Below are 21,197 nucleotides of genomic sequence, written 5' to 3'. Positions count from 1 at the left end.
TGTTCTGTGGAGGCGGTCTGATGAAAGGGTTGCATATCTTGTTATGTATATTGCTAATATGCGCTTTTGTTCCTGGTAACATAGAGGCGCGTACATTAAAAAGAATCGACCTAGAAAAAACAGGACGAGCCTTTTGGGACATGAGAGAGGAACGGAAAAAGATTGCGTTAACCTTTGATGATGGGCCTCATCCGGTATACACAAATCAAATACTAGACGTACTGAGAGAGCATGAAGTGAATGCCAGCTTTTTTGTCATCGGAAGCCGTATTCATGCATATCCCCTGCTCGCAGAGCGGATTGTGAGCGAAGGAAATGAGCTTGGCAATCACACGATGAACCATACGTATTTTGATCTTTTGTCATCGAAAGAAATCAAGCAAGAATTAAAAGAATCAGCGGCTCATATCGCTTCTCTCCAGCCTGGTGGACCCTTATTATTTCGTCCCCCGGGCGGGCGCTTGACGATGAAGTCATTCCGCATTCTTTCAAAGCAAGGATACGATGTCGTGATGTGGTCCTTTACGCAAGATCCGAAGGACTGGTCTAGGCCAGGTGCACACAAAATTGCCAGCCGTATTATTGAGAATATTCAGGGCGGTGATATCATCCTTTTACATGATGGCGGAGGAAATCGTAAGCAGACAGTAGAAGCGCTGAAACAAGTCGTACCTGAACTAAAGAAAAGGGGCTATGAGTTTGTGAAAGTGAGCGAACTGGTGCACCATAACAGAGATTATCTGCCGGTTCAATTACAATGAGAAACAGTCATTCATTGAAACCAAAAGTCTTGTCGTTTACTATATGAAGAGGGCTTTTGGAGGTGAATGTTGTGAAGAAATTTGTTTTCCTTTTCATCCTGTTATGTGTTGCTGCTGGGTGCTCAAAACCAGTGCAGGAAAGCGTGATTGCATTTGGTGACAGTAACACAAGAGGATCGAACTGGGATTTTCGAGATTATCCCACATCTGAAAAATGGGTGAATCTCATGAAAAACGTCGAGCGTGGCCAAATCAAGGTACAGAATGCCGGGATTGGCGGGCAGACAACAGAAGATGCGAAGCTTCGCTTTGAGCAGGATATTTTAAAACAAAAACCAACTTACGTCCTCATCATGTTCGGTACAAATGATGCGGCGATTCTAGACGGGAAACATCCCCGTGTGACCAAAAAACGATTTAAAGAAAACTTATCCTACTTCATTTCTGAAAGTAGGAAAGAGGGAATTACCCCGATCCTCATGACGTGCGTGCCTGTGGTGGAAGGAGGCAAAAAGGGCTTGTATTATTATTCTAGATATAAGTCATCTTATTTTGCTGAGAGAGGCGGGGCGAGAGCTTGGCAAAACTCATATAATGACATCACAAGACAAGTAGCTGAAAAACAGCAAGTGCCGCTTGTCGACAATTGGAAAGCGTTCATCCGAGAAGCGGGTGAAGATAGTGACAACGCCTTGATTCAGTCTGGCCTCATTGACCCTTCTGGCAATCATATGACACCAAAAGGGGCAAGAATCATTTATAACGAAATCAAAGAGCGTGATGTCATTAAACATTTTTAAATGCAGGCCATCTGCCTAAACAAGACGATCCATCCAGCATAGTCTAACAGTATATCTTCTTAGAAGGAGGTAACTGATATGTGGGGATGTCCTTATCCTTACCCTGCGTGTTCGCCTTATCCAGCTCAAGGAGCAGGAATCGGTTACGCTTTTCTTGTTGTGTTCCTTGTCGTCATTTTGGTCGTAGGTGGAGGGTTATGGTTTTGGAATGAACAGCCTTGCAAATAAGACACCTCTTCTTTGATCAGAAGGGGTGTTTTTTACGGAAAATAGTAGTAAGCCTATAGCGCAAGTGATATAATATCAGTCACCTGAGTTTAAAAAAGGAGAGTGCTCGGGAGGCATGGTTCCTGGATATATGGAATTAAGAGGAAACAGAGAGCATATGCCCGAGCGAACGTCTTTTCATTTCTGTCTCAATTAATTCAATGAAGTCGCGATTTAAGTTCATTTCATTTGCTTTATAATACGATTCTATAAGTAAATCATCTGACAGCTTTTTCATACTAGAAACCCATATGATGGGAAAAACACCTCCCCTGAAAAAGTTGGCATAAAACTTGAGGAAAAGACATATCATCATAGGTTGATCGAATGTCTTTGAAGTATCTTTAATCTACCATGAATGGGAAACAAGAACAATCGTTCTGTTATCCACATGGTTAAGTGGATAACTTGTGGGTAGAGTGTTTATAATTGAATGAAAGCGTGATGAAATATAGGTGGATAATGTGTGTAAAATTATCCACACCTGTTGAAGGTCCTCATCATATGTCGAAAACTTTTTCATTGTATTCGATAGACAGACAAATTGTGATTTGATTCGACACAATCGCTGAAAAACCAATGGAAGAAAGGGTGCAAATTGTGCTAAAGAAGTATTTCTTACCGGATGAATTTGTGAAAAGTATTTTCCACATTTCGCCGCAAAAACTAAAAGAACGAAATGTAAAAGGAATTATTACGGATTTAGATAACACACTAGTAGAATGGGATCGTCCAAGTGCGACCCCGCGTTTAATTGAATGGTTTCAAGAGATGAAAGATCACGGGATACAGGTGACGATTGTATCGAACAATAATGAAAAAAGGGTCAAGCTTTTTTCTGAGCCTGTTCATATCCCGTTTATTTATAAAGCGAGAAAACCGATGGGAAGAGCCTTTAATAAGGCCGTCGCTGATATGCAATTGAAGAAAGAAGATGTGGTTGTCATTGGCGATCAGCTTATGACAGATGTGCTTGGCGGAAACAGGCATGGCTTCCATACCATTTTGGTTGTACCTGTTGCGGCATCGGACGGATTTTTCACGAAGTTTAACAGGCAGATTGAACGCAGAATTTTAGGAGCCTTAAAGCGTAAGGGCCACATTCAGTGGGAGGAAGAGTAATAATGGAAAAGGTTGTTTGTATTGGCTGCGGTGTAGCCATTCAGACGGAAGATAAAGATCAATTAGGATATGCGCCGGCAGCATCTCTATTGAAAGAAGATGTGATCTGTCAGCGCTGTTTTAGGTTAAAGAACTACAATGAAATTCAGGATGTGTCTTTAACAGAAGACGACTTTTTAAATATTTTACACAGCATTGGCGAGACTGATTCTCTGATCGTCAAGGTCGTTGATATTTTTGACTTTAACGGAAGCTGGATTAATGGACTGAGCCGTATTGTTGGTGGTAATCCCATTTTACTTGTCGGCAACAAGGTAGATATTTTACCGAAATCCGTGAAAAAAGACCGTCTTGTTCAATGGATGAAGCGGGAAGCAAAAGAAAATGGGCTCAATCCGATTGATGTGTTTTTAATCAGTGCGAGCAGAGGACAAGGTGTGCCTGAGGTTATGGAGGCCATTGATCATTACCGTGAGGGCAGAAATGTCTATGTTGTCGGCTGTACAAATGTTGGAAAATCAACATTTATTAACCGCATTATCAAAGAGGTGTCTGGAGAAGAGAATGTGATCACCACATCCCAATACCCAGGGACAACACTTGATGCGATTGAGATCCCGCTTGATGACGGGTCTGCTTTATTCGATACACCGGGGATCATCAACCGCCATCAAATGGCGCACTATGTCGGCAAAAATGACTTAAAGATTTTAACGCCGAAAAAAGAATTGAAACCGAGAACGTTCCAGTTAAATGAAGCTCAAACGCTTTACTTTGGCGGACTGGCTCGATTTGATTATGTAAAAGGCGGCAGAACATCCTTTGTTTGCTACATGCCTAATGAACTCAACATTCACAGGACAAAGATGGAGAATGCAGATGACTTATATGAAAAGCATGCAGGTGAACTGCTTTCACCGCCATCAAAAGAGGGAATGGAAGATTTCCCGCCGCTCGTTCCGCACACTTTCACCATCGATCAGCCAAAAATGGACATTGTCTTTTCAGGATTAGGCTGGGTGACGGCGAATGATGCTGGGAAACAAATCAAAGTGTATGCGCCAAAAGGCGTGCACGTGTTTATGAGACGTTCGTTAATTTAAATGTTCAGAGGGGGAGAGACCTTGAAACCTTTATACGGAGTAATCGGTAACCCTGTTGGCCATTCAATGTCTCCAGATATTCATAATGCAGCATTAAAGGATGCTGGAATTGATGGACATTATCATGGCTTTCAAGTAGAAGAAAACGACCTGAAAGATGCCATTAACGGTATGAAAGCCTTAGGAATCAGCGGCTTTAACGTCACTGTTCCGCACAAGGTAGACATCATGCAGTACCTTGACAAAATTGATGTGACAGCTGAACGCCTGCGTGCCGTCAATACGGTTCGCCTCGAAAATGGTCAGCTCGTTGGGTACAATACAGATGGAGAGGGTTTTCTTCATTCATTGCTTGAAGCGTTGGATCAGCCGTTATCAGAGCTGTCATTTCTCCTGCTTGGTGCTGGTGGAGCAGCAAGAGCGATTTACACGACGATTGCTGAGTATGCACCGAAACAATTTGATATCGCCAACCGCACCATTGAAAAAGCTGAGGCTTTAATTGAAAGTGCCGATGGGAAAATCACATCTCGTGCCATTGCATTAAATACAGCAGAAGAGGGGCTTGGGGAATATGATGTCATCATCCATACGACCTCAATTGGTATGTATCCGAATGTTGAAGAAACCCCAATTTCTTTAGCGAACGCAAAAAAAACAGCGGTCGTTTGTGATATTGTGTATAATCCAATAGAAACAAAGCTGCTAAGCGAAGCAGCCGGGTTAGGTTTGAAAACAGTCGATGGCGTCGGCATGTTTGTTGGTCAGGCGGTAAGAGCCTTTGAACTGTGGACTGGCATTACACCTGACGCCCGAAAAATGAAGTCAATTGTCATAGAGAAATTAGGAGGAACACCATGTTAAAAGGTAAGCAAAAACGTTTTTTACGTGCGCAAGCACATCATTTATCACCTATTTTTCAAGTTGGAAAAGGCGGGGTAAATGACAATATGGTCAAGCAAATTTCCGAGGCGCTTGAAGCAAGAGAACTTTTGAAAGTTAGCGTATTGCAAAACTGCGACGAGGACAAAACAGAGGTTGCAAAAGCACTTGTAAAAGGTGCAAAAGCTGAACTCGTTCAAACGATCGGAAATGTGATTGTCCTTTATAAGGAATCAAAGGAAAATAAACAAATTAAGCTGCCGTAAAGGTGGATATGATATGAAAAAAATAGGATTGTTCGGCGGTACGTTTGATCCCCCGCATAATGGGCATTTGCTGATGGCAAGTGAGGTGCGTTTCCAAGTAGGGCTTGATGAAATTTGGTTTATCCCAAATCACCAGCCCCCTCATAAAACGGGCCGAAAACGAGCAGAGAGTCATCACCGCGTAAAAATGGTGGAAAAAGCGATTCAGACAAATCCTCATTTTCGAGTTGAGCTTATTGAAATGGAGCGGGAGGGCCCATCTTATACAGTAGATACGGTTGAGCTGTTAAAGAAGCGCCATCCTGAAGATGAGTTCTTTTTTATGATTGGAGCGGACATGGTCGAGTATTTGCCGAAATGGCATAGAATCGATGATTTGCTTCAGATGATCACCTTTATTGGGATGAAAAGATCAGGTTATGAAGGAAGTACGGCGTATCCTCTTTTGTTTGCAGATGTTCCGGCTTTTGATGTATCATCGACATTGATTAGGCAGCGAATGAAGCAGGGGCAACCTGTTGATTATTTGATTCCGAAAGCGGTTGAGTGTTATATAAAGGAGCATCATTTATATGAATCGTGAAGAAGCTTTAAACTGTGTCAAACAGCAGTTAACAGAGCATAGATATACACATACAATTGGGGTAATGGAGACGGCCATTTCATTAGCTGAACGTTTTGGTGCAGATGTGAAAAAAGCAGAGGTCGCGGCTATTTTCCACGATTATGCTAAATTTAGACCGAAAGAAGAAATGAAGGGCATCATCCAGCAAGAACAGATGAACCCTCTATTGCTTAAATATTCATCTGAGCTTTGGCATGCCCCAGTTGGTGCCTATTTGGTCAAAAAAGAAGTTGGAATTGACGACCAAGATATTTTAACAGCCATTGAATTCCATACATCCGGCAGACCGAACATGACATTGCTTGAAAAAGTGATTTATGTCGCCGACTATATAGAGCCAGGACGCCATTTTCCTGGTGTAGAGGAAGTAAGAGAGTTAGCAGAGCAGGATTTGGACCTTGCCTTGATTCAATCTTTAAAAAACACCGTCAGCTTTTTAATGAAAAAGAATCAGCCAGTTTTCCCAGATACACTTGCTACTTATAACTCACTTGTGCAAAAGAACAACTAAGGAGGAATTTTGATGGATGCATCATCAATTTTAAACATCGCAGCAGGAGCGTGCGATGATAAACGGGCAGAGGACATTATTGCCCTGAATATGCAAGGGATCTCACTTGTTGCAGATTATTTTCTCATTTGTCACGGGAATTCTGACAAACAAGTACAGGCCATTGCAAGAGAAGTGAAACACCTTGCAGAAGAAGGCGGCATCGAAGTTAAAAAGATGGAGGGCTTTGACGAAGCAAGATGGGTCTTGATTGATTTAGGAGATGTCATTGCTCATGTGTTCCACAAAGAGGAAAGAGGATACTATAACTTAGAGAAGCTTTGGGGAGATGCGCCGAGAGAAACACTTTCGCTTGGCATTAACTCATGATCTATCAAGGGTTTGCAGGTGTGTATGATGAGCTCATGACACATGCCCCTTATGATGAATGGGTTCAGTGGATACAGCGGTATATCAGGCCGAATAGTGCGATTATCGATGTAGGTTGTGGAACTGGAGAGATCTCTCTTCGGTTAGCTGCAAAAGGTCACATGGTCACAGGAATTGACCTAAGTGAAGAGATGCTGGCATTTGCGCAGCAAAAAGCACAGGCTCATAAGCAGTCTATTCAATTTTTACATCAAGATATGAGAGAGCTTGAGGGGTTTGAACAAACTTTTCAAGCAGCGGTTATTTGCTGTGATTCTTTGAATTATCTAAAAAACGAAAATGACGTCAAAAAAACCTTTAAAAACATGTTTCAGCTTTTAGAGACAGGTGGGGTTTTACTGTTTGATGTTCATACCCCTTATAAAATGGAAGAGGTATTTCCTGGCTCTACTTATGCCGATCAAGATGAAGAAATCAGCTACATTTGGCAGAGTGATAAAGGGGATGACCCATATTCGGTTATTCATGATTTAAGCTTTTTTGTAAAAGACGGAGACGTGTATGAGCGTTATGATGAAACGCACGAACAACGTACATTTCCTTTTGAAACTTATGCAGCGTTCCTTGAGTCCGCTGGCTTTGAACAGATTGAAGTGACCGCTGATTTTACAAATGAAGCACCTCAGGAATGTGCAGAAAGATATTTTATTTCAGCGAAGAAACCAAAAACCATCGTTTAATGGACGATGGTTTTTTTAAAACCCTTTTTTCGCTTGTTGCGAACATGTTTAATTTCTGAGATCATCAGTAAACACACTCGGTGGGTATTGATGCGCAACCGCTTCTACATCCTCATCGAACTTGTCATGAGTGTTCTGAAAAAGCTGATGGAACATATCTTGAACACCTGCTTCAAGTGCTTTAATGCCCTCGCCGGTGACGCCGCCTTTTACACACACCTTCTCTTGCAGTGTAGGCAGGGTATACACCCTTTTTTCAATCAAACGGCCAAGTCCTACAAGCATATCTTCTGATAAGGTGGTGGCTTCTTCTTTTGAAATATCCGTTTCTTCAACAGCGGCTTCAATCATTTTCTGAACAAGAAAGCTAATAAAGGCAGGACCGCAGCTGACAATATCTGAGGCTGCCCGTGTGATTGAATGATGAATTTCTATTGGTGTTGAAATGCGGGAAGCGAGTTGTCTGAGCGCTGCTTTTGTCGTGACATTGCATGATGAACCAAATGTTAAAAGTGATGCGCCTGATAATGCGCGGTTGGTGATGCTTGGGATCAGTCTGGCTGTTTGACAAGGAACAATGTCTTGAAGCTGTTCAGGATGAACCGGACTTGTAATGATGACAATGGTTTGCTGTTCTTTTAAAAGTGGGCTCAGCTCTTTTAAAAGCGGATAAATATCAAGTGGTTTGACACAAACAAAGATGAAATCTTTATCTGTTACAGCTCCTGAAAGCTGTTTCGTCACTTCGACCTCTGGGTGATTCTTTTTTATATTGAACGCTTTTTCGATGGTCCGATTTGTAATGGTGATGGATGAGGGATTGACTGCTTTTGATTCAATAAATGCCTCAGTAAGTATGGTACCCATGTTTCCTGTACCGATTAACCCTATATTCAAACGTTCTCCCTCCTTAGACGCATAGGATCTGTTATCTTCTAAACAGTATGTGAAGCAGCGTGAAAATATGATTGAAAGAAGCGTGAACAAGTGAAGCAGCTCAATTCGTTGAAAAAATACCGTCTTTATCTGATAGCGGGAATCATCATCCTTATCATCATCTGTTTCTGCTTTTTAGTAGGAAAAGAGAAAGGCAGCGCCGAGCCAAGTGTATTGAAAGAACAACATGAAACGCGGGTCACATTAGAAGAAAAACAAGAGAGTGCAGAAAAAGAGCCAACATCCATCGTAGTAGAGGTCAAAGGAGCTGTACGGAAGCCGGGCGTTTATGCATTTATGGCTGAGGACAGAGTTGAAGAAGCGATTAAAAGAGCAGGTGGTTTTACGAGCAAGGCAGATACAGTTGACATCAATCAAGCAGCAAAATTAGAGGACAGTATGATGATTTATGTACGAAAGAAGGGGGAAGGTGACAAGCAGGGACAAACAGCAGCGGTTGATACGCCGCCCGGAAATGAACAGAGTCAAGGGGTGAATGTCAATCAAGCTGATGCAGCGGAATTGCAGACCATTAACGGAATAGGCCCAGCCAAAGCGGAAGCCATCATTGCGTATAGAGAAGAACATGGAGAATTTCAGCAAATTGAAGATTTGCGGAATATTTCGGGTTTTGGAGAGAAGACCATTGAACGGCTGAAAAATCAACTGACGGTTAAGTAGAATTGACGGTATAGAAGAAAGGCATGTACACTTAATACCATACATCATTCTGGAGGGATCAGCTCGTGGAGAGAATTTCATGGAATCAATATTTTATGGCTCAAAGCCATTTGCTTGCTTTGCGAAGCACCTGTGAGCGGCTAGCTGTTGGGGCAACGATCGTAAGAGACAAGCGCATCATTGCAGGTGGATATAATGGATCCATTGCCGGCGACGTACATTGTGCAGATGTAGGATGCTATGTGATAGATCATCACTGCGTTCGTACAATCCATGCGGAGATGAACGCTATTTTACAATGTGCCAAATTTGGTGCACCAACGGCTGATGCTGAAATATATGTGACGCATTTTCCTTGCTTGCAGTGCTGTAAAGCGATTATTCAAGCAGGTATTCGAACAGTGTATTATGCGAAGGATTATAAAAATCATCCATATGCTGTTGATTTATTTGAACAGGCCGGAGTTCAAACAGAACAGGTTGAACTAGATGAGATGATTATTGACTTAAAAAACCAAGAAAAATTAGCCTTTGTTGCGGATTTAATAGGCAAACTAAGTGAATCAGGACGTAGCGAAACAGAAATTCGCCAAATGCATGAAAAGGCGAATCAATTATTTACTTCCTATGTTTAAGTATTTGCCGTTCGGGGCGATTTCAGCAGCTGTTGGGATTGCTCTGGCCGCATATCATCTTCATCTGTATTTTCTCCTTTTTCTTCTTGTATGTCTTCTTTTCAGTCTGCTGAAAAAAACACCCCAGCTCTTTCTAATGGTCAGTTTGTGTGGAATGATCTATATGATCATTTTTATGGTGCATCAGTCTTTTGAAACGGATCATCCTGTACAAGAAAAAGCATTTTCTGATTCGGTTGTGATTGAAACGATTCCGAAAATAGATGGCAATCGCTTTTCAGCGACTGTTTCATCAGAGAATCGTCGACTAGCGGCATTTTATACGATTCAAACGGAGCGTGAAAAAGAAGCGCTAAAAGATGTTGGGCCAGGTATGAGCTGTCATATGACAGGTGAGATGCGATTGCCCAAACATGCAACCATACCGAATGGCTTTCAATATGATCAATTTCTAAAAATAAAAGGCATTGATGCTATTTTCTTAACGCAGTCTATGAAAAGCTGCACGAAACATGACAGCCCTTCACATTATCTTTCATCTATTAGGCAGAAGGGGTTGAAATTTCTAGAAGATCACGTTCCGAAGAGTTCTGTTGGGATTGTGCAGGCACTTATTTTTGGCGATCGTGATTTAATAGACCCTGATACATTAAGAGATTATCAAATGCTTGGCATCATTCATTTATTAGCCATTTCAGGACTTCATGTTCAAACATTGCTGGCTTGTCTATTTTGGTGTCTACTCCGCGCTGGCGTGACAAGAGAGACAGCGCGTATTCTTTTATTATCCTTTTTGCCGGTTTATGCTTGTTTAACAGGTGCTGCACCGTCTGTGTTAAGAGCCTGTCTCATGGCTGGAATTTATTTAGTCATCACAAGCCTGCCAAAAGAAATGAAACAGCCTTCTGCGGTCGTGTTAAGTGCAGCGTTCTTGCTTTTATTAGCCATTCAACCACTTTATATATTTGATGTCGGTTTTCAACTGTCATTTGTGGTGACCTTATTTATTTTGCTATCCACTAGTATTTTATCAAAAGCAAAAAGTTCGGTGATGCAGTTATTCCTCATTTCCTTGATTGCACAGCTTGCTTCGCTTCCTGTTCTTTTATATTATTTTCAGCAATTTTCCTTGCTGAGTGTTCCTTTAAATATGATGTTTGTTCCTTTTTATACAATGGTTGTCATGCCTCTGTCCTTATTCTTTTTTCTTTTATCTATCATTTATCTTCCGCTTGGACAAACACTGTTTCAACTGCTTGATTGGGTGATCCAGTTTAGTCATCAATTGTCAGCACATATGGCTGCTTACGATAGTCTTACTCTCATTTTTATGAAATCGACATGGTGGCATGTGCTCCTAGAGGTTTCCTCCATTGTTTTTCTATTCATTGTGATGGAATGTAAAACTTCTATCAAATCTTATCTTGTGCCGATTTTGATTCTCGTTTGTGTGCTGGCTGTACACTATTTCACGCCGAATTTTCTTCAAAAAGGAGAGGTCACGATGTTAGATGTAGGACAAGGGGATAGTTTGTTTATTCAGTTACCTTATCGAACCGGGCATATATTAGTCGATACAGGAGGCAGACTTTCTTTTGAAGAAGAGCCATGGAAAAAAAGACGTAAAGTATCTACAATTGGGGATCAAACGCTTATTCCATTTCTGCATTCTAAAGGCATAGCAAAACTTGATGTCCTCATCCTTACCCATGCAGATCAAGATCATATGGGAGAAGCGATGCGGTTAATAAAGCGAAATAAAGTCAAACGCGTTGCAATCCCAAAAGGCTTTGCTCGAAATCCAGAGGATGCACAGCTTTTAAAGGAAGCGGTTGATCAAAGGATTCCTGTAGATGAGTTGGAAAGAGGGGATCAACTGAGAATTGGAGGACAAAAATTTGACGTTCTGCATCCCGCACGTGACCAGGTGACGAGTAAAAATAATGATTCACTGGTCCTCACCTTTACGCTTGGTGGCAAGCGTTTTATGCTGACTGGGGATCTTGAACAAGAAGGGGAACGAGACATCATTCAAGCTTACCCCAAGCTACGAGCGGATGTCTTGAAGGTTGGGCATCACGGGAGTAAAGGATCAACAAGTGAAGAATGGCTTCAGCATTTGAACCCGTCATATGCACTGATTTCAGCAGGTGAACGAAATCGGTATCACCATCCTCATCAAGAAGTTTTGAAAAAATTAAATGAGCATCAAACAAAGGTGTATCGTACAGATATCGATGGAAGTGTGACCTATGAATTTCTTGAAGAGGATGGAACATTTTACGCTCATCCTCCATATGATATCTTACAAAATCAATAAAAAAACTGCCAAAACGGCAGTCATCTTGCATTCATGTAGTTAAGATCCAACGAGGTGTATCACTGTTGCCAAAATAAACATTGAGGCGAAAAATCCGAATGTGACGATAAAACCAACAGCTGAGTCGGTCACATCATTCCGCTTGCTTTGAACATTCTTTTCAAATTCATTCATTTTCATCCCTCCTGGCTATTTTTAGTATACTTGAACTCATTTGGAATTGCTAGAAGGTAAAGTAACCGTTTTCCATTTTCATGATCATTTTGTGAATATCGTCTGACTGTAAGCTGACCCGGGAGCTTACGTGAGACGTTTACTATAAATGAGGAGGCGGCACTTTCAGCTTCCTCTTTACTAATGTCTCTACACGCTTTAGGATAGAGGAGGAAGTGAAAGAGAGGGATTTAAGCGAATGGTCTTTGAAGTATGGAACAATTTAAAAAAAGGGGATATCCATCCCGTTTATTGCTTATATGGAAAAGAAACGTATTTACTTCAAGAGACAGCTGCAAAATTGAGACAAGCTGTCGTCGACGAAGAAACAAAGGATTTTAATTACTCTGTCTTCGATATGGAAGAGGTGCCGCTTGAGCAGGCTGTGACGGACGCAGAAACATTTCCGTTTATGGGAGAGCGGCGTCTCGTTGTGATCAAGAACCCTTATTTCCTCACTGCAGAAAAGAAAAAAGAAAAGATCGAGCATCAGCTTTCTGTGTTAGAAGCTTATTTAGAAAAGCCAGCACCCTACACGATTCTCGTGTTATTAGCACCATATGAAAAACTGGACGAACGTAAGAAAATCACCAAATTGTTAAAAAAGAAAGCGGCTGTGGTTGAGGCGAAAGAGTTAAATCCGAAAGAAACAACAGATTTCACCATCACGCTGGTGAAAACAGAAGGAAAAACAATCTCGGCTGAAGCGGCAGAACAGCTTGTCATGTTATGTGGCGGGAGCCTGTCCTCACTTTTTCAAGAGGTTCGAAAGCTAAGTACATATATTGGGCAGCGAGAGGAAATTGAGCTGGCGGATGTCAATCAGCTCGTTGCACGAAGTTTGGAGCAGAATATTTTCGAACTGATTAACCAAATTGTGAACAGGCGCCGGTCTGAAGCGATGCAAATGTTTTATGATCTCCTAAAGCAAAATGAGGAGCCCATTAAAATATTGGCACTCATTTCAAATCAATTTCGGTTGATATTGCAGACAAAGTACTTTGCTCAACAGGGATACGGGCAAAAACAAATTGCGTCAAACTTGAAAGTCCACCCATTTCGGGTCAAACTCGCGATGGATCAGGCAAGACTGTTTTCAGAAGAAGAGCTAAAGTACATCGTCAAAGAGCTCTCCACGATTGATTATGAAATGAAAACGGGTAAAAAGGACAAGCAGCTATTATTAGAATTGTTCCTGCTTCGGTTATTAGGGGCTTGAACATAAAAAAACGACCTTCTCAAAAGAGGGTCGTTTTTGTTTAGATGTATAATTGCCAGTCTGTCCTTATGGCTGAGCCGTTCAGGACGGACGTACAGTTAAACAGGTGCCTCATCACTGAGGCGTTGCAAACATTATGCAGAAAGTCCGTTTACTTGTTTCGCAAGTCTTGATTTGTAACGCGCAGCTGCGTTTTTGTGTACAAGACCAGTTTTAACGGCTTTGTCAATGCGTTTTGCAGCAGAAGAAAGAGCAGCTTTTGCTTGCTCAGCATCGTTGTTAGCTACAGAAACTTCAACTTGTTTAATCGCAGTACGCATCGCAGACTTGATTGTTGCGTTGTGTGCACGGCGTTCGTTATTCGTTTTTGTACGTTTGATCGCTGATTTAATATTTGGCATGTGTTTCACCTCCTAAGATACAACCTAAACACAATTGTCTTAAGGTTAAATCTTCACAATAGAACAAATTGTATTCTATCAAACACACCTTTAGAATGCAATATAAATGTAAAGTATTTTTCATTGATGAAGCGCTCGAATGTTTCTTGAAAGAGATGGAAAGACTACTGTTAATTACTTGATGGAAGGAGCCTTTTCATGAAGAAACAGAAACTCGATTTAAGCGCTTATCAAATCCGGACCGATTTGGCCGTTGAAACAAAAGAGATACTAGAACAAGAGAACGATCCGAATGTGGTCAAAAAGGACGGTATTCAAGGAATTGTTGAGAAGGAGAAGGAAGAGCACGGCATCCGCATCCGCACTGTGGAGATTACGACAGAAGGAGAAGAGTTGATCGGAAAAAAGGCAGGGACATACTTGACGCTTGAGGCGCAAGGAATTCGGGAGAAAGACTCTGAGATGCAAGAAAAAGTGGTTGAAGTTTTTGCCCATCATTTTGCTCAGTTTTTAAAAGATCACGGGATTCAGGCAGATGCGAGCTGTCTTGTCGTAGGACTCGGAAACTGGAATGTCACGCCGGATGCTTTAGGGCCGCTCACAGTTGAAAATTTGCTGGTGACACGCCACTTATTTGAATTACAGCCTGAGAATGTGCAGGAAGGCTATCGCCCGGTGTCTTCACTATCGCCTGGAGTCATGGGGCTGACTGGTATAGAAACAAGTGACATTATACAAGGTGTCATTGAACGATCTAAACCAGATTTTGTGATCGCCATCGATGCACTAGCTGCACGCGCAGTAGAACGGGTGAATACGACGATTCAAATTTCTGATACAGGTATACATCCAGGATCGGGTGTCGGAAATAAACGAAAAGAATTAAGCAAAGAGACCTTGGGGATTCCAGTCATTGCCATTGGTGTACCGACAGTGGTCGATGCAGTGACGATCGCAAGTGACACGATTGATTACGTGTTAAAGCATTTTGGTAGAGAACTGAAAGATGATAGACCTTCCCGATCTTTAGTACCAGCGGGTCTGACATTTGGGAAGAAAAAAGTGCTGAATGAAGAAGATTTGCCAGATGATGAAACGCGTCAATCCTTTTTAGGAATCGTCGGAACGCTTCCTGAAGAAGAAAAAAGACAGTTGATCCATGAAGTGCTTGCACCGCTTGGACAAAATCTAATGGTCACACCGAAGGAAGTGGATACATTCATTGATGACATGGCGAACGTACTCGCCAATGGGTTAAATACAGCACTTCATCAAAAAATCTCTCAAGACAACATGGGTTCCTATAATCATTAATCAGTTCTACTTTCTCTAGCTCGCTCATAGTGTAATTACTAGAAAGCGTGCTGGAGGGAGTAAATCATGAAAAAAAGACCTCGCCGTCCTCGACAGTTGGTCGTTGCGATTAATGGAACAAAAGTAGTGAAAAGTATTTTTTTGTTTATTGTCTCTCTGGTGGTTGTGTTTGTCATGTCAGGGGCTTTGACGTCTTTAAAACCTGAGCTTAGGCCTCAAGCATCATTATATGGTGTGGCAGATGAGCTGTCAGGGGCATTCTTTGCAACTCTAATGGGGATGGAAAATCAATATTTTGCCTCAGCAGTCCCTGAAGATCAAAAAGGATTTCATTTCTCCGGGCTGTCACTCAAACTTGCCACAAGTATCAATTTAGAAGACCCCCGCAGTTTTCTAGGAAGAGAGCTGCCAGGCTTTGAACATTTTGATACAAAAATCATCCTAGCAGGTGAAGGTACAGACTATACGAATATGCCAATGGAATCGCCGCCTCCAAGTGAAGTCATCAAAGATGAAAAAGAAGCAAATCTAGCTGAGCTGGACAAGCTTGATGAAGATGAACCGAAAACGCCTGCAAAAGAGCCGGACCAGTCGACAGGAAAACGAAAAGCTGTGTACATTTATCACACACATAATACGGAATCATATTTACCATTTTTAAAAGGGGAAACAAACCCAAACAATGCGCGCCACTCAAAAGTGAACGTCACCCTTGTCGGGGAGATGTTTGGTAAAGCGCTCGATCAGCAAGGAATCGGCAACACAGTGGATAAAACAGAAATTGAAAAAAGACTGCTGAAAAAAGGGTTGAAGTACCCGCAATCGTATAATGAATCCAGATTGGTTGTAAAAGAAGCTCTCGCTAAAAATGATGACTTAGATTACTTAATCGATATTCACCGGGATTCAAGAAGAAAGAAAGATACGACAGTAGAAATCAAAGGCAAGAAATATGCGAGAATCGCGTTTGTTGTAGGGAAGAAGAATCAAAGCTATGAGAAAAACTTAAAGCTGGCGACAGAGTTCCACCATTTGATGGAGAAAAAATATAAAGGCCTTAGTGTCGGTGTGTTTGCCAAAGGAGAAATTGGTGATAATGGAATCTATAATCAAGATTTATCTGACAAAGCCCTCCTATTAGAATTTGGCGGTGTGGATAATAATATGGAAGAACTGAAAAACGCATCCAATGCAGCAGCTGATGTGTTCAGTGAAATTTTCTGGGACGCAGAAAAGGTAGACGGCAAAGCAAAGGATGAGAAAAAACGGTCTTAAGGTGGTGGAGGACATGGGCTCATTTATTGGAAAAACCATTATTTTATCGCTCGTATTGCTATTCGGTGTCTTTTTAGGAATGCAGCAAGCCAATAATGGCATGCTGCAAATGAAAGGGTATCATGATCCGCAATTAAAAGGGGCCTTCACTGTCCAAACGAATGATGATCAAGAAAAAGAAGCTTCTATCCTCGGAACAGCTGTCACACAAAAAGACTTAGCAGAAAAGCAAAAGCAGCTAGAAGAAATGGAGAGCTTTAATGCCTTCTCTAAGGCCGGAAAAGCATTATCAGATGGTATGACGCATGCAGCCCGTACACTTTATGATTGGGTGAATGGTAAATAAACTGTTGTAAGCATCATGTTGGATGTTATTTCATAAGATATCACACCTTTTCATGAAAGCCGCTAACCGATGAGCGGCTTTTCTTGATTTCGATTGAATCTTTACAGCCCTATTGATATAATCTAACCTAGCGCAACCCGCGTTTTATAGTAGGAGTGATAGATTGTGACAGATAAAGAAAAACGATTAGAACGGCAATCAAGAATTCGAAATTTCTCCATTATCGCCCATATTGACCATGGGAAATCCACATTGGCTGACCGTATTTTGGAAAAAACAGCGGCGATTACGCAACGAGAAATGAAAGAACAATTACTTGATTCCATGGACTTAGAGCGTGAACGCGGCATTACGATCAAATTAAACTCTGTCCAGCTGAAATATCAGGCGAAGGATGGAGAAGAATATATAATGCACCTGATTGATACACCAGGGCATGTCGACTTCACCTATGAGGTATCTCGAAGCCTAGCTGCCTGTGAAGGTGCAATTCTTGTGGTGGATGCAGCACAAGGCATTGAAGCACAGACACTTGCGAACGTTTATTTAGCTCTTGATAACAACTTAGAAATCCTGCCGATCATTAACAAAATTGATCTGCCGAGTGCAGAACCTGAACGTGTAAGACAAGAAATTGAAGATGTCATCGGGTTGGATGCATCTGAAGCTGTTCTTACCTCTGCTAAGGCGGGCATCGGGATCGAGGATATTTTAGAACAAATCGTCGAAAAGGTGCCGGCACCAGCTGGAGATCCAGAAGCACCACTTCAAGCCCTCATTTTTGATTCTCTCTACGATGCGTATCGTGGCGTCATTGCTTACATACGAATTGTCGAAGGAACCGTTAAACCGGGTCAAAAAATCAAGATGATGGCGACAGGCAAAGAATTTGAAGTGCTTGAAGTCGGCGTATTTACACCGAAAGCAATGCCAACAGACGAACTCACTGTTGGAGATGTTGGCTATTTAACAGCTGCTATTAAAAATGTTGGCGATACACGTGTAGGGGATACGATCACAAGTGCGGTAAACCCTGCGAAAGAAGCTCTACCTGGATATAGAAAGCTGAACCCAATGGTGTACTGCGGCCTTTATCCAATTGACACAGCGAAATATAACGACTTGCGTGAAGCGTTAGAAAAGCTTGAATTAAACGATTCTTCACTTCAATATGAGGCAGAGACATCCCAAGCACTGGGCTTCGGTTTCCGCTGCGGCTTCCTTGGCATGCTTCATATGGAAATCATCCAAGAACGGATTGAACGTGAATTTAAAATCGACCTTATTACGACAGCGCCAAGTGTTATTTACGATGTGTATATGACAGACGGAGAAAAAATCGTCGTAGATAACCCGTCCAATTTGCCTGATCCGCAAAAGATTGAGCGAATTGAAGAGCCATACGTGAAGGCAACAATGATGGTGCCAAATGATTATGTTGGTTCTGTGATGGAGCTTTGCCAAGGAAAGCGCGGCAATTTCATTGATATGCAATATCTTGATGCAAACCGCGTGAGCATTGTGTACGAAATTCCTCTGGCAGAGATCGTATACGAATTCTTTGATCAATTAAAGTCCAATACAAAAGGGTATGCATCCTTTGATTACGAGCTGATCGGCTATCGCCCATCCACTCTAGTGAAAATGGATATCATGCTTAATGGCGAAAAAATCGATGCACTTTCCTTTATTGTTCACCGCGATTATGCATATGAACGCGGAAAGATCATTGTAGAAAAGCTGAAAGAACTGATTCCGCGCCAGCACTTTGAAGTACCAGTTCAGGCAGCGATCGGTCAAAAGATTGTTGCTCGGTCTACCATTAAAGCAATGCGCAAGAACGTACTAGCGAAGTGTTATGGTGGAGATATTTCCCGGAAAAGAAAGCTTCTTGAGAAGCAAAAAGAAGGGAAAAAGCGCATGAAGCAAGTGGGTTCTGTAGAAGTCCCACAAGAAGCATTTATGGCCGTGCTGAAAATGGACGACAGCACACCGAAAAAATAACATCCTCAAGGCAACCTGCTTTACAATGCTCGCCTTGACGTTTATAGTCGAAAACAAACGAAGAGGCCGCAGCGATAAACTGCGGCTCTTTACCTGTAAAGAAGGTGTCAACAAATGAAAGCAGCATACATTCACATTCCATTTTGTGAGCACATTTGTCACTATTGTGATTTTAATAAATTTTTCATTAAAACCCAGCCGGTCGATGAATACTTAGTCGCTCTTGAAAAAGAAATGCAGCACACGATCGATCAAAAAGGGGAGCAAGAACTAAAGACGATCTTTATTGGCGGAGGAACCCCGACATCACTGACAACCAGCCAGTTAGATCAGCTTATGGACAGCATTCACCGCGTATTAAAACCAACCAAAAACTTAATCGAGTTTGCAGTAGAAGCAAACCCAGACGAACTATCGCTTGAGAAATTGAATGTCTTAAAATCAGCAGGCGTTAATCGGCTGAGCTTTGGTGTTCAAACATTTGAAGATGACCTGCTCAAAAAAATCGGACGGGTTCATCAAAAGAAAGATGTTCTCACATCTTTCGAGCGAGCAAGAGCAGTTGGGTTTGACAACATTAGTCTTGATCTTATGTTTGGTTTGCCTCATCAAGAGAAGCATCATGTCATGCATTCACTAGAGACCGCTTTTTCATTAGGTGCAGAACATTATTCGGTTTATTCGCTGATTGTCGAGCCAAAGACGGTCTTTTACAATTTGATGCAAAAAGGGAAACTGCATTTACCACCGCAAGAACGTGAGGCTGAAATGTATGAGCTCGTCATGGATGAAATGGAGCGGCACGGACTCAAACAATATGAGATTAGCAATTACGCCAAACCAGGTTTTGAAAGCCAGCATAACCTTACCTATTGGAGCAACGAAGATTACTTTGGTTTTGGCGCAGGAGCGCACGGGTATGTAGATGGCGTCCGCAATGTGAACGCTGGACCAGTGAAGCATTACTTAGAGCTCATTGAACAAACAGGGTTTCCATATAAGGAAACGCATCAGGTGACAAAAGCAGAACAGATCGAAGAAGAAATGTTCTTAGGTTTGCGGAAAATTGAAGGCGTGAAAAGTGCTCACTTTCAAGCGAAATTTGGAGCATCACCAGAAGCACTCTTTCCCGCCGTTCTTGAAGAATTAGCAGAAAAAGGTCTCATTGAACAGGATGGGATTGGCATTCGTTTAACAAGAAAAGGAAAATTGTTAGGGAATGAAGTATTTCAAGCGTTTCTCGGTGAGTTATAATTGACATTTTAATTTGAGTTTGGTAATTTTGTTTATACAATTAGCACTCGTTGAAAGAGAGTGCTAACAGGGGTGATGATGATGTTAACAAATCGTCAGCTTTTGATTCTACAAGTCATTATTAATGACTTTATTCGTTCGGCGCAGCCAGTTGGATCAAGGACTCTTTCCAAAAAAGAAGACATTACATTCAGCTCTGCGACGATTAGAAACGAAATGGCTGATTTGGAGGAACTCGGTTTTATTGAAAAGACCCATTCTTCATCAGGAAGAATTCCTTCCGAAAAAGGATATCGTTATTATGTAGATCATTTGCTCTCTCCGCGAAAACTGTCATCTAAAGAGCTTGTGCTCATCCAGTCAGTATTTCAGGAGAAAATTTTTGAGCTGGAAAAAACAGTTCAAAAATCGGCGGAAATTTTATCAGATCTCACAAACTACACATCGATTGTCCTTGGTCCAAAGCTAAGTGAAAATCGATTGAAGCAAATTCAGCTTGTCCCTGTCCAGCCTAATAAAGCAGTAGCGATTATGATTACAGACAGCGGGCATGTTGAAAACAAAACCATTACCTTCTCTGAGCATCTTGATGTCTCCGATATTGAGAAGCTGATGAATATTTTAAACAGCCGCTTAGCCGGAGTCCCGATGGATCAGCTGAAGGACAGGATGTATAAAGAAGTAGTGATGCTCCTTCGCACGCATTTAAAAGACTATGATCATATTTTAGATGCGCTTGGTAACACATTCACTTCAACACAAAATGAATCAAAACTTTTCTTTGGCGGGAAGATTAATATGTTGAACCAGCCAGAGTTTCATGACATTGACCGCATTCGTTCACTCATGATGCTGATTGAACAAAAGAATGATGTCATGCAGCTGTTTCATCCAAATCAGCAAGGAATCACCATTAAAATCGGTTCAGAAAACAATTTGGAAGCAATGGAGAACTGCAGTTTAATCACAGCAACTTATGCGATTGATCAAAAATCACTCGGCTCCATCGCTGTCATTGGTCCAACCCGTATGGATTACGGGCGAGTCGTTAGTCTTTTGCATCATGTATCAAAAGACTTGTCAAACGCACTTTCCAATTTGTATGATGAGTAGGGTGATAAAAGGTGGGGGCACAGCCCCTTCGTATAATTGA

Annotated in this window: 25 protein-coding genes; 21 read left to right on the top strand and 4 right to left on the bottom strand. The window is 41.7% G+C overall.

Annotated features, from left to right (window positions below; all coding sequences use genetic code 11):
- Positions 1-20: 20 nt before the first annotated feature.
- The 3 genes from NSQ52_RS12005 (at position 21) to NSQ52_RS11995 (ending at position 1,789) form a co-directional block, all read left to right on the top strand.
- Complete coding sequence (locus NSQ52_RS12005; RefSeq protein ID WP_178930348.1) at positions 21-761, top strand: polysaccharide deacetylase family protein; 741 nt, start codon at positions 21-23, stop codon at positions 759-761.
- Positions 762-832: 71 nt separating this feature from the next.
- On the top strand, positions 833-1,561 hold the full coding sequence (locus NSQ52_RS12000) for a GDSL-type esterase/lipase family protein (RefSeq protein WP_169476094.1): 729 nt from the start codon (positions 833-835) through the stop codon (positions 1,559-1,561).
- 78 nt (positions 1,562-1,639) lie between these two features.
- Positions 1,640-1,789, top strand: coding sequence for a hypothetical protein (locus NSQ52_RS11995; RefSeq protein WP_003217499.1), 150 nt, complete (start codon positions 1,640-1,642; stop codon positions 1,787-1,789).
- A gap of 136 nt (positions 1,790-1,925) precedes the next feature.
- Here NSQ52_RS11995 and NSQ52_RS11990 read toward each other — a convergent pair whose 3' ends face one another.
- Positions 1,926-2,066: a sporulation histidine kinase inhibitor Sda gene (locus NSQ52_RS11990; protein ID WP_003217327.1), complete on the bottom strand. Its 141-nt coding sequence runs from the start codon at positions 2,064-2,066 to the stop codon at positions 1,926-1,928.
- 362 nt (positions 2,067-2,428) lie between these two features.
- Here NSQ52_RS11990 and NSQ52_RS11985 point away from each other — a divergent pair, with 362 nt between their 5' ends.
- From NSQ52_RS11985 to NSQ52_RS11950, 8 genes are read left to right on the top strand one after another with little or no spacing between them, the layout of a single operon-like run.
- Positions 2,429-2,950 (top strand): YqeG family HAD IIIA-type phosphatase, encoded by a 522-nt coding sequence (locus NSQ52_RS11985; protein WP_008356191.1) that lies wholly within the window; start codon positions 2,429-2,431, stop codon positions 2,948-2,950.
- Between the two features lie 2 nt (positions 2,951-2,952).
- Complete coding sequence (gene yqeH, locus NSQ52_RS11980) at positions 2,953-4,053, top strand: ribosome biogenesis GTPase YqeH (protein WP_007501357.1); 1,101 nt, start codon at positions 2,953-2,955, stop codon at positions 4,051-4,053.
- 21 nt (positions 4,054-4,074) lie between these two features.
- Positions 4,075-4,917: a shikimate dehydrogenase gene (aroE, locus tag NSQ52_RS11975; protein ID WP_061419622.1), complete on the top strand. Its 843-nt coding sequence runs from the start codon at positions 4,075-4,077 to the stop codon at positions 4,915-4,917.
- Positions 4,911-5,201, top strand: coding sequence for a ribosome assembly RNA-binding protein YhbY (gene yhbY / locus NSQ52_RS11970; RefSeq protein WP_008342507.1), 291 nt, complete (start codon positions 4,911-4,913; stop codon positions 5,199-5,201). Before aroE ends, yhbY begins: the two co-directional genes overlap by 7 nt.
- A gap of 13 nt (positions 5,202-5,214) precedes the next feature.
- Entirely contained in the window at positions 5,215-5,784 is a 570-nt protein-coding gene (locus tag NSQ52_RS11965; RefSeq protein ID WP_342473359.1) for a nicotinate-nucleotide adenylyltransferase, read from the top strand.
- Positions 5,774-6,337 (top strand): bis(5'-nucleosyl)-tetraphosphatase (symmetrical) YqeK, encoded by a 564-nt coding sequence (yqeK, locus tag NSQ52_RS11960; RefSeq protein ID WP_058336622.1) that lies wholly within the window; start codon positions 5,774-5,776, stop codon positions 6,335-6,337. Before NSQ52_RS11965 ends, yqeK begins: the two co-directional genes overlap by 11 nt.
- Before the next feature lie 12 nt (positions 6,338-6,349).
- Positions 6,350-6,706 carry a ribosome silencing factor gene (gene rsfS, locus NSQ52_RS11955; RefSeq protein WP_008342502.1) on the top strand — a complete coding sequence of 119 codons (357 nt, stop codon included), beginning with the start codon at positions 6,350-6,352 and terminating at the stop codon, positions 6,704-6,706.
- Positions 6,703-7,446 (top strand): class I SAM-dependent methyltransferase, encoded by a 744-nt coding sequence (locus NSQ52_RS11950; protein ID WP_342473358.1) that lies wholly within the window; start codon positions 6,703-6,705, stop codon positions 7,444-7,446. The genes rsfS and NSQ52_RS11950 overlap by 4 nt, the downstream gene beginning before the upstream one ends.
- A gap of 48 nt (positions 7,447-7,494) precedes the next feature.
- Here NSQ52_RS11950 and comER read toward each other — a convergent pair whose 3' ends face one another.
- Entirely contained in the window at positions 7,495-8,343 is an 849-nt protein-coding gene (gene comER, locus NSQ52_RS11945; RefSeq protein ID WP_008342498.1) for a late competence protein ComER, read from the bottom strand.
- 90 nt (positions 8,344-8,433) lie between these two features.
- On the opposite strand from comER, the gene NSQ52_RS11940 reads away from it, so the two are divergent.
- From NSQ52_RS11940 to NSQ52_RS11930, 3 genes are all read left to right on the top strand, one after another.
- A complete protein-coding gene (locus tag NSQ52_RS11940; protein ID WP_326242667.1) occupies positions 8,434-9,063 on the top strand; it encodes a ComEA family DNA-binding protein in 630 nt (209 codons plus the stop codon).
- 65 nt (positions 9,064-9,128) lie between these two features.
- Complete coding sequence (locus NSQ52_RS11935) at positions 9,129-9,698, top strand: ComE operon protein 2 (RefSeq protein WP_008342495.1); 570 nt, start codon at positions 9,129-9,131, stop codon at positions 9,696-9,698.
- Positions 9,691-12,018, top strand: a complete 2,328-nt coding sequence (locus NSQ52_RS11930) for a DNA internalization-related competence protein ComEC/Rec2 (RefSeq protein ID WP_342474113.1) — start codon at positions 9,691-9,693, stop codon at positions 12,016-12,018. The genes NSQ52_RS11935 and NSQ52_RS11930 overlap by 8 nt, the downstream gene beginning before the upstream one ends.
- A gap of 39 nt (positions 12,019-12,057) precedes the next feature.
- Here NSQ52_RS11930 and NSQ52_RS11925 read toward each other — a convergent pair whose 3' ends face one another.
- Positions 12,058-12,192, bottom strand: coding sequence for a YqzM family protein (locus NSQ52_RS11925; RefSeq protein ID WP_008342491.1), 135 nt, complete (start codon positions 12,190-12,192; stop codon positions 12,058-12,060).
- A 238-nt stretch (positions 12,193-12,430) separates the two neighbouring features.
- On the opposite strand from NSQ52_RS11925, the gene holA reads away from it, so the two are divergent.
- The gene (gene holA, locus NSQ52_RS11920) at positions 12,431-13,450 is read left to right on the top strand and encodes a DNA polymerase III subunit delta (protein WP_017358025.1); all 1,020 of its coding nucleotides are present in this window, start codon (positions 12,431-12,433) and stop codon (positions 13,448-13,450) included.
- A 134-nt stretch (positions 13,451-13,584) separates the two neighbouring features.
- Here the strand turns inward: holA and rpsT are convergent, their stop codons facing one another.
- Entirely contained in the window at positions 13,585-13,851 is a 267-nt protein-coding gene (gene rpsT / locus NSQ52_RS11915; protein WP_008342485.1) for a 30S ribosomal protein S20, read from the bottom strand.
- A 198-nt stretch (positions 13,852-14,049) separates the two neighbouring features.
- On the opposite strand from rpsT, the gene gpr reads away from it, so the two are divergent.
- The 6 genes from gpr (at position 14,050) to hrcA (ending at position 21,157) form a co-directional block, all read left to right on the top strand.
- Complete coding sequence (gene gpr, locus NSQ52_RS11910; protein ID WP_342473357.1) at positions 14,050-15,165, top strand: GPR endopeptidase; 1,116 nt, start codon at positions 14,050-14,052, stop codon at positions 15,163-15,165.
- A 66-nt stretch (positions 15,166-15,231) separates the two neighbouring features.
- Positions 15,232-16,440: a stage II sporulation protein P gene (locus NSQ52_RS11905; RefSeq protein WP_007501337.1), complete on the top strand. Its 1,209-nt coding sequence runs from the start codon at positions 15,232-15,234 to the stop codon at positions 16,438-16,440.
- 13 nt (positions 16,441-16,453) lie between these two features.
- A complete protein-coding gene (locus NSQ52_RS11900) occupies positions 16,454-16,786 on the top strand; it encodes a YqxA family protein (protein WP_017358024.1) in 333 nt (110 codons plus the stop codon).
- 165 nt (positions 16,787-16,951) lie between these two features.
- A complete protein-coding gene (gene lepA / locus NSQ52_RS11895; RefSeq protein WP_008342476.1) occupies positions 16,952-18,790 on the top strand; it encodes a translation elongation factor 4 in 1,839 nt (612 codons plus the stop codon).
- Between the two features lie 114 nt (positions 18,791-18,904).
- Positions 18,905-20,044, top strand: a complete 1,140-nt coding sequence (hemW, locus tag NSQ52_RS11890; protein WP_342473356.1) for a radical SAM family heme chaperone HemW — start codon at positions 18,905-18,907, stop codon at positions 20,042-20,044.
- An 81-nt stretch (positions 20,045-20,125) separates the two neighbouring features.
- Entirely contained in the window at positions 20,126-21,157 is a 1,032-nt protein-coding gene (gene hrcA, locus NSQ52_RS11885) for a heat-inducible transcriptional repressor HrcA (protein ID WP_008342473.1), read from the top strand.
- Positions 21,158-21,197: the final 40 nt, after the last annotated feature.

It is taken from the genome of Bacillus sp. FSL W8-1141 (assembly GCF_038593205.1).
In the GTDB taxonomy this organism is placed as follows: Bacteria; Bacillota; Bacilli; order Bacillales; family Bacillaceae; genus Bacillus; species Bacillus altitudinis.
The sequence above is the reverse complement of the archived record's forward strand: the minus strand, read 5'-3'. Positions and strand labels throughout refer to the sequence as shown.

Coding starts and splice junctions, on each gene's coding strand:
- NSQ52_RS12005 (WP_178930348.1), top strand. CDS start 21: ATGAAAGGGTTGCATATCTTGTTATGTATATTGCTAATATGCGCTTTT.
- NSQ52_RS11995 (WP_003217499.1), top strand. CDS start 1,640: ATGTGGGGATGTCCTTATCCTTACCCTGCGTGTTCGCCTTATCCAGCT.
- NSQ52_RS11990 (WP_003217327.1), bottom strand. CDS start 2,066: ATGAAAAAGCTGTCAGATGATTTACTTATAGAATCGTATTATAAAGCA.
- yqeH (WP_007501357.1), top strand. CDS start 2,953: ATGGAAAAGGTTGTTTGTATTGGCTGCGGTGTAGCCATTCAGACGGAA.
- yhbY (WP_008342507.1), top strand. CDS start 4,911: ATGTTAAAAGGTAAGCAAAAACGTTTTTTACGTGCGCAAGCACATCAT.
- NSQ52_RS11965 (WP_342473359.1), top strand. CDS start 5,215: ATGAAAAAAATAGGATTGTTCGGCGGTACGTTTGATCCCCCGCATAAT.
- yqeK (WP_058336622.1), top strand. CDS start 5,774: ATGAATCGTGAAGAAGCTTTAAACTGTGTCAAACAGCAGTTAACAGAG.
- rsfS (WP_008342502.1), top strand. CDS start 6,350: ATGGATGCATCATCAATTTTAAACATCGCAGCAGGAGCGTGCGATGAT.
- NSQ52_RS11950 (WP_342473358.1), top strand. CDS start 6,703: ATGATCTATCAAGGGTTTGCAGGTGTGTATGATGAGCTCATGACACAT.
- NSQ52_RS11930 (WP_342474113.1), top strand. CDS start 9,691: ATGTTTAAGTATTTGCCGTTCGGGGCGATTTCAGCAGCTGTTGGGATT.
- NSQ52_RS11925 (WP_008342491.1), bottom strand. CDS start 12,192: ATGAATGAATTTGAAAAGAATGTTCAAAGCAAGCGGAATGATGTGACC.
- holA (WP_017358025.1), top strand. CDS start 12,431: ATGGTCTTTGAAGTATGGAACAATTTAAAAAAAGGGGATATCCATCCC.
- rpsT (WP_008342485.1), bottom strand. CDS start 13,851: ATGCCAAATATTAAATCAGCGATCAAACGTACAAAAACGAATAACGAA.
- gpr (WP_342473357.1), top strand. CDS start 14,050: ATGAAGAAACAGAAACTCGATTTAAGCGCTTATCAAATCCGGACCGAT.
- NSQ52_RS11905 (WP_007501337.1), top strand. CDS start 15,232: ATGAAAAAAAGACCTCGCCGTCCTCGACAGTTGGTCGTTGCGATTAAT.
- NSQ52_RS11900 (WP_017358024.1), top strand. CDS start 16,454: ATGGGCTCATTTATTGGAAAAACCATTATTTTATCGCTCGTATTGCTA.
- hemW (WP_342473356.1), top strand. CDS start 18,905: ATGAAAGCAGCATACATTCACATTCCATTTTGTGAGCACATTTGTCAC.
- hrcA (WP_008342473.1), top strand. CDS start 20,126: ATGTTAACAAATCGTCAGCTTTTGATTCTACAAGTCATTATTAATGAC.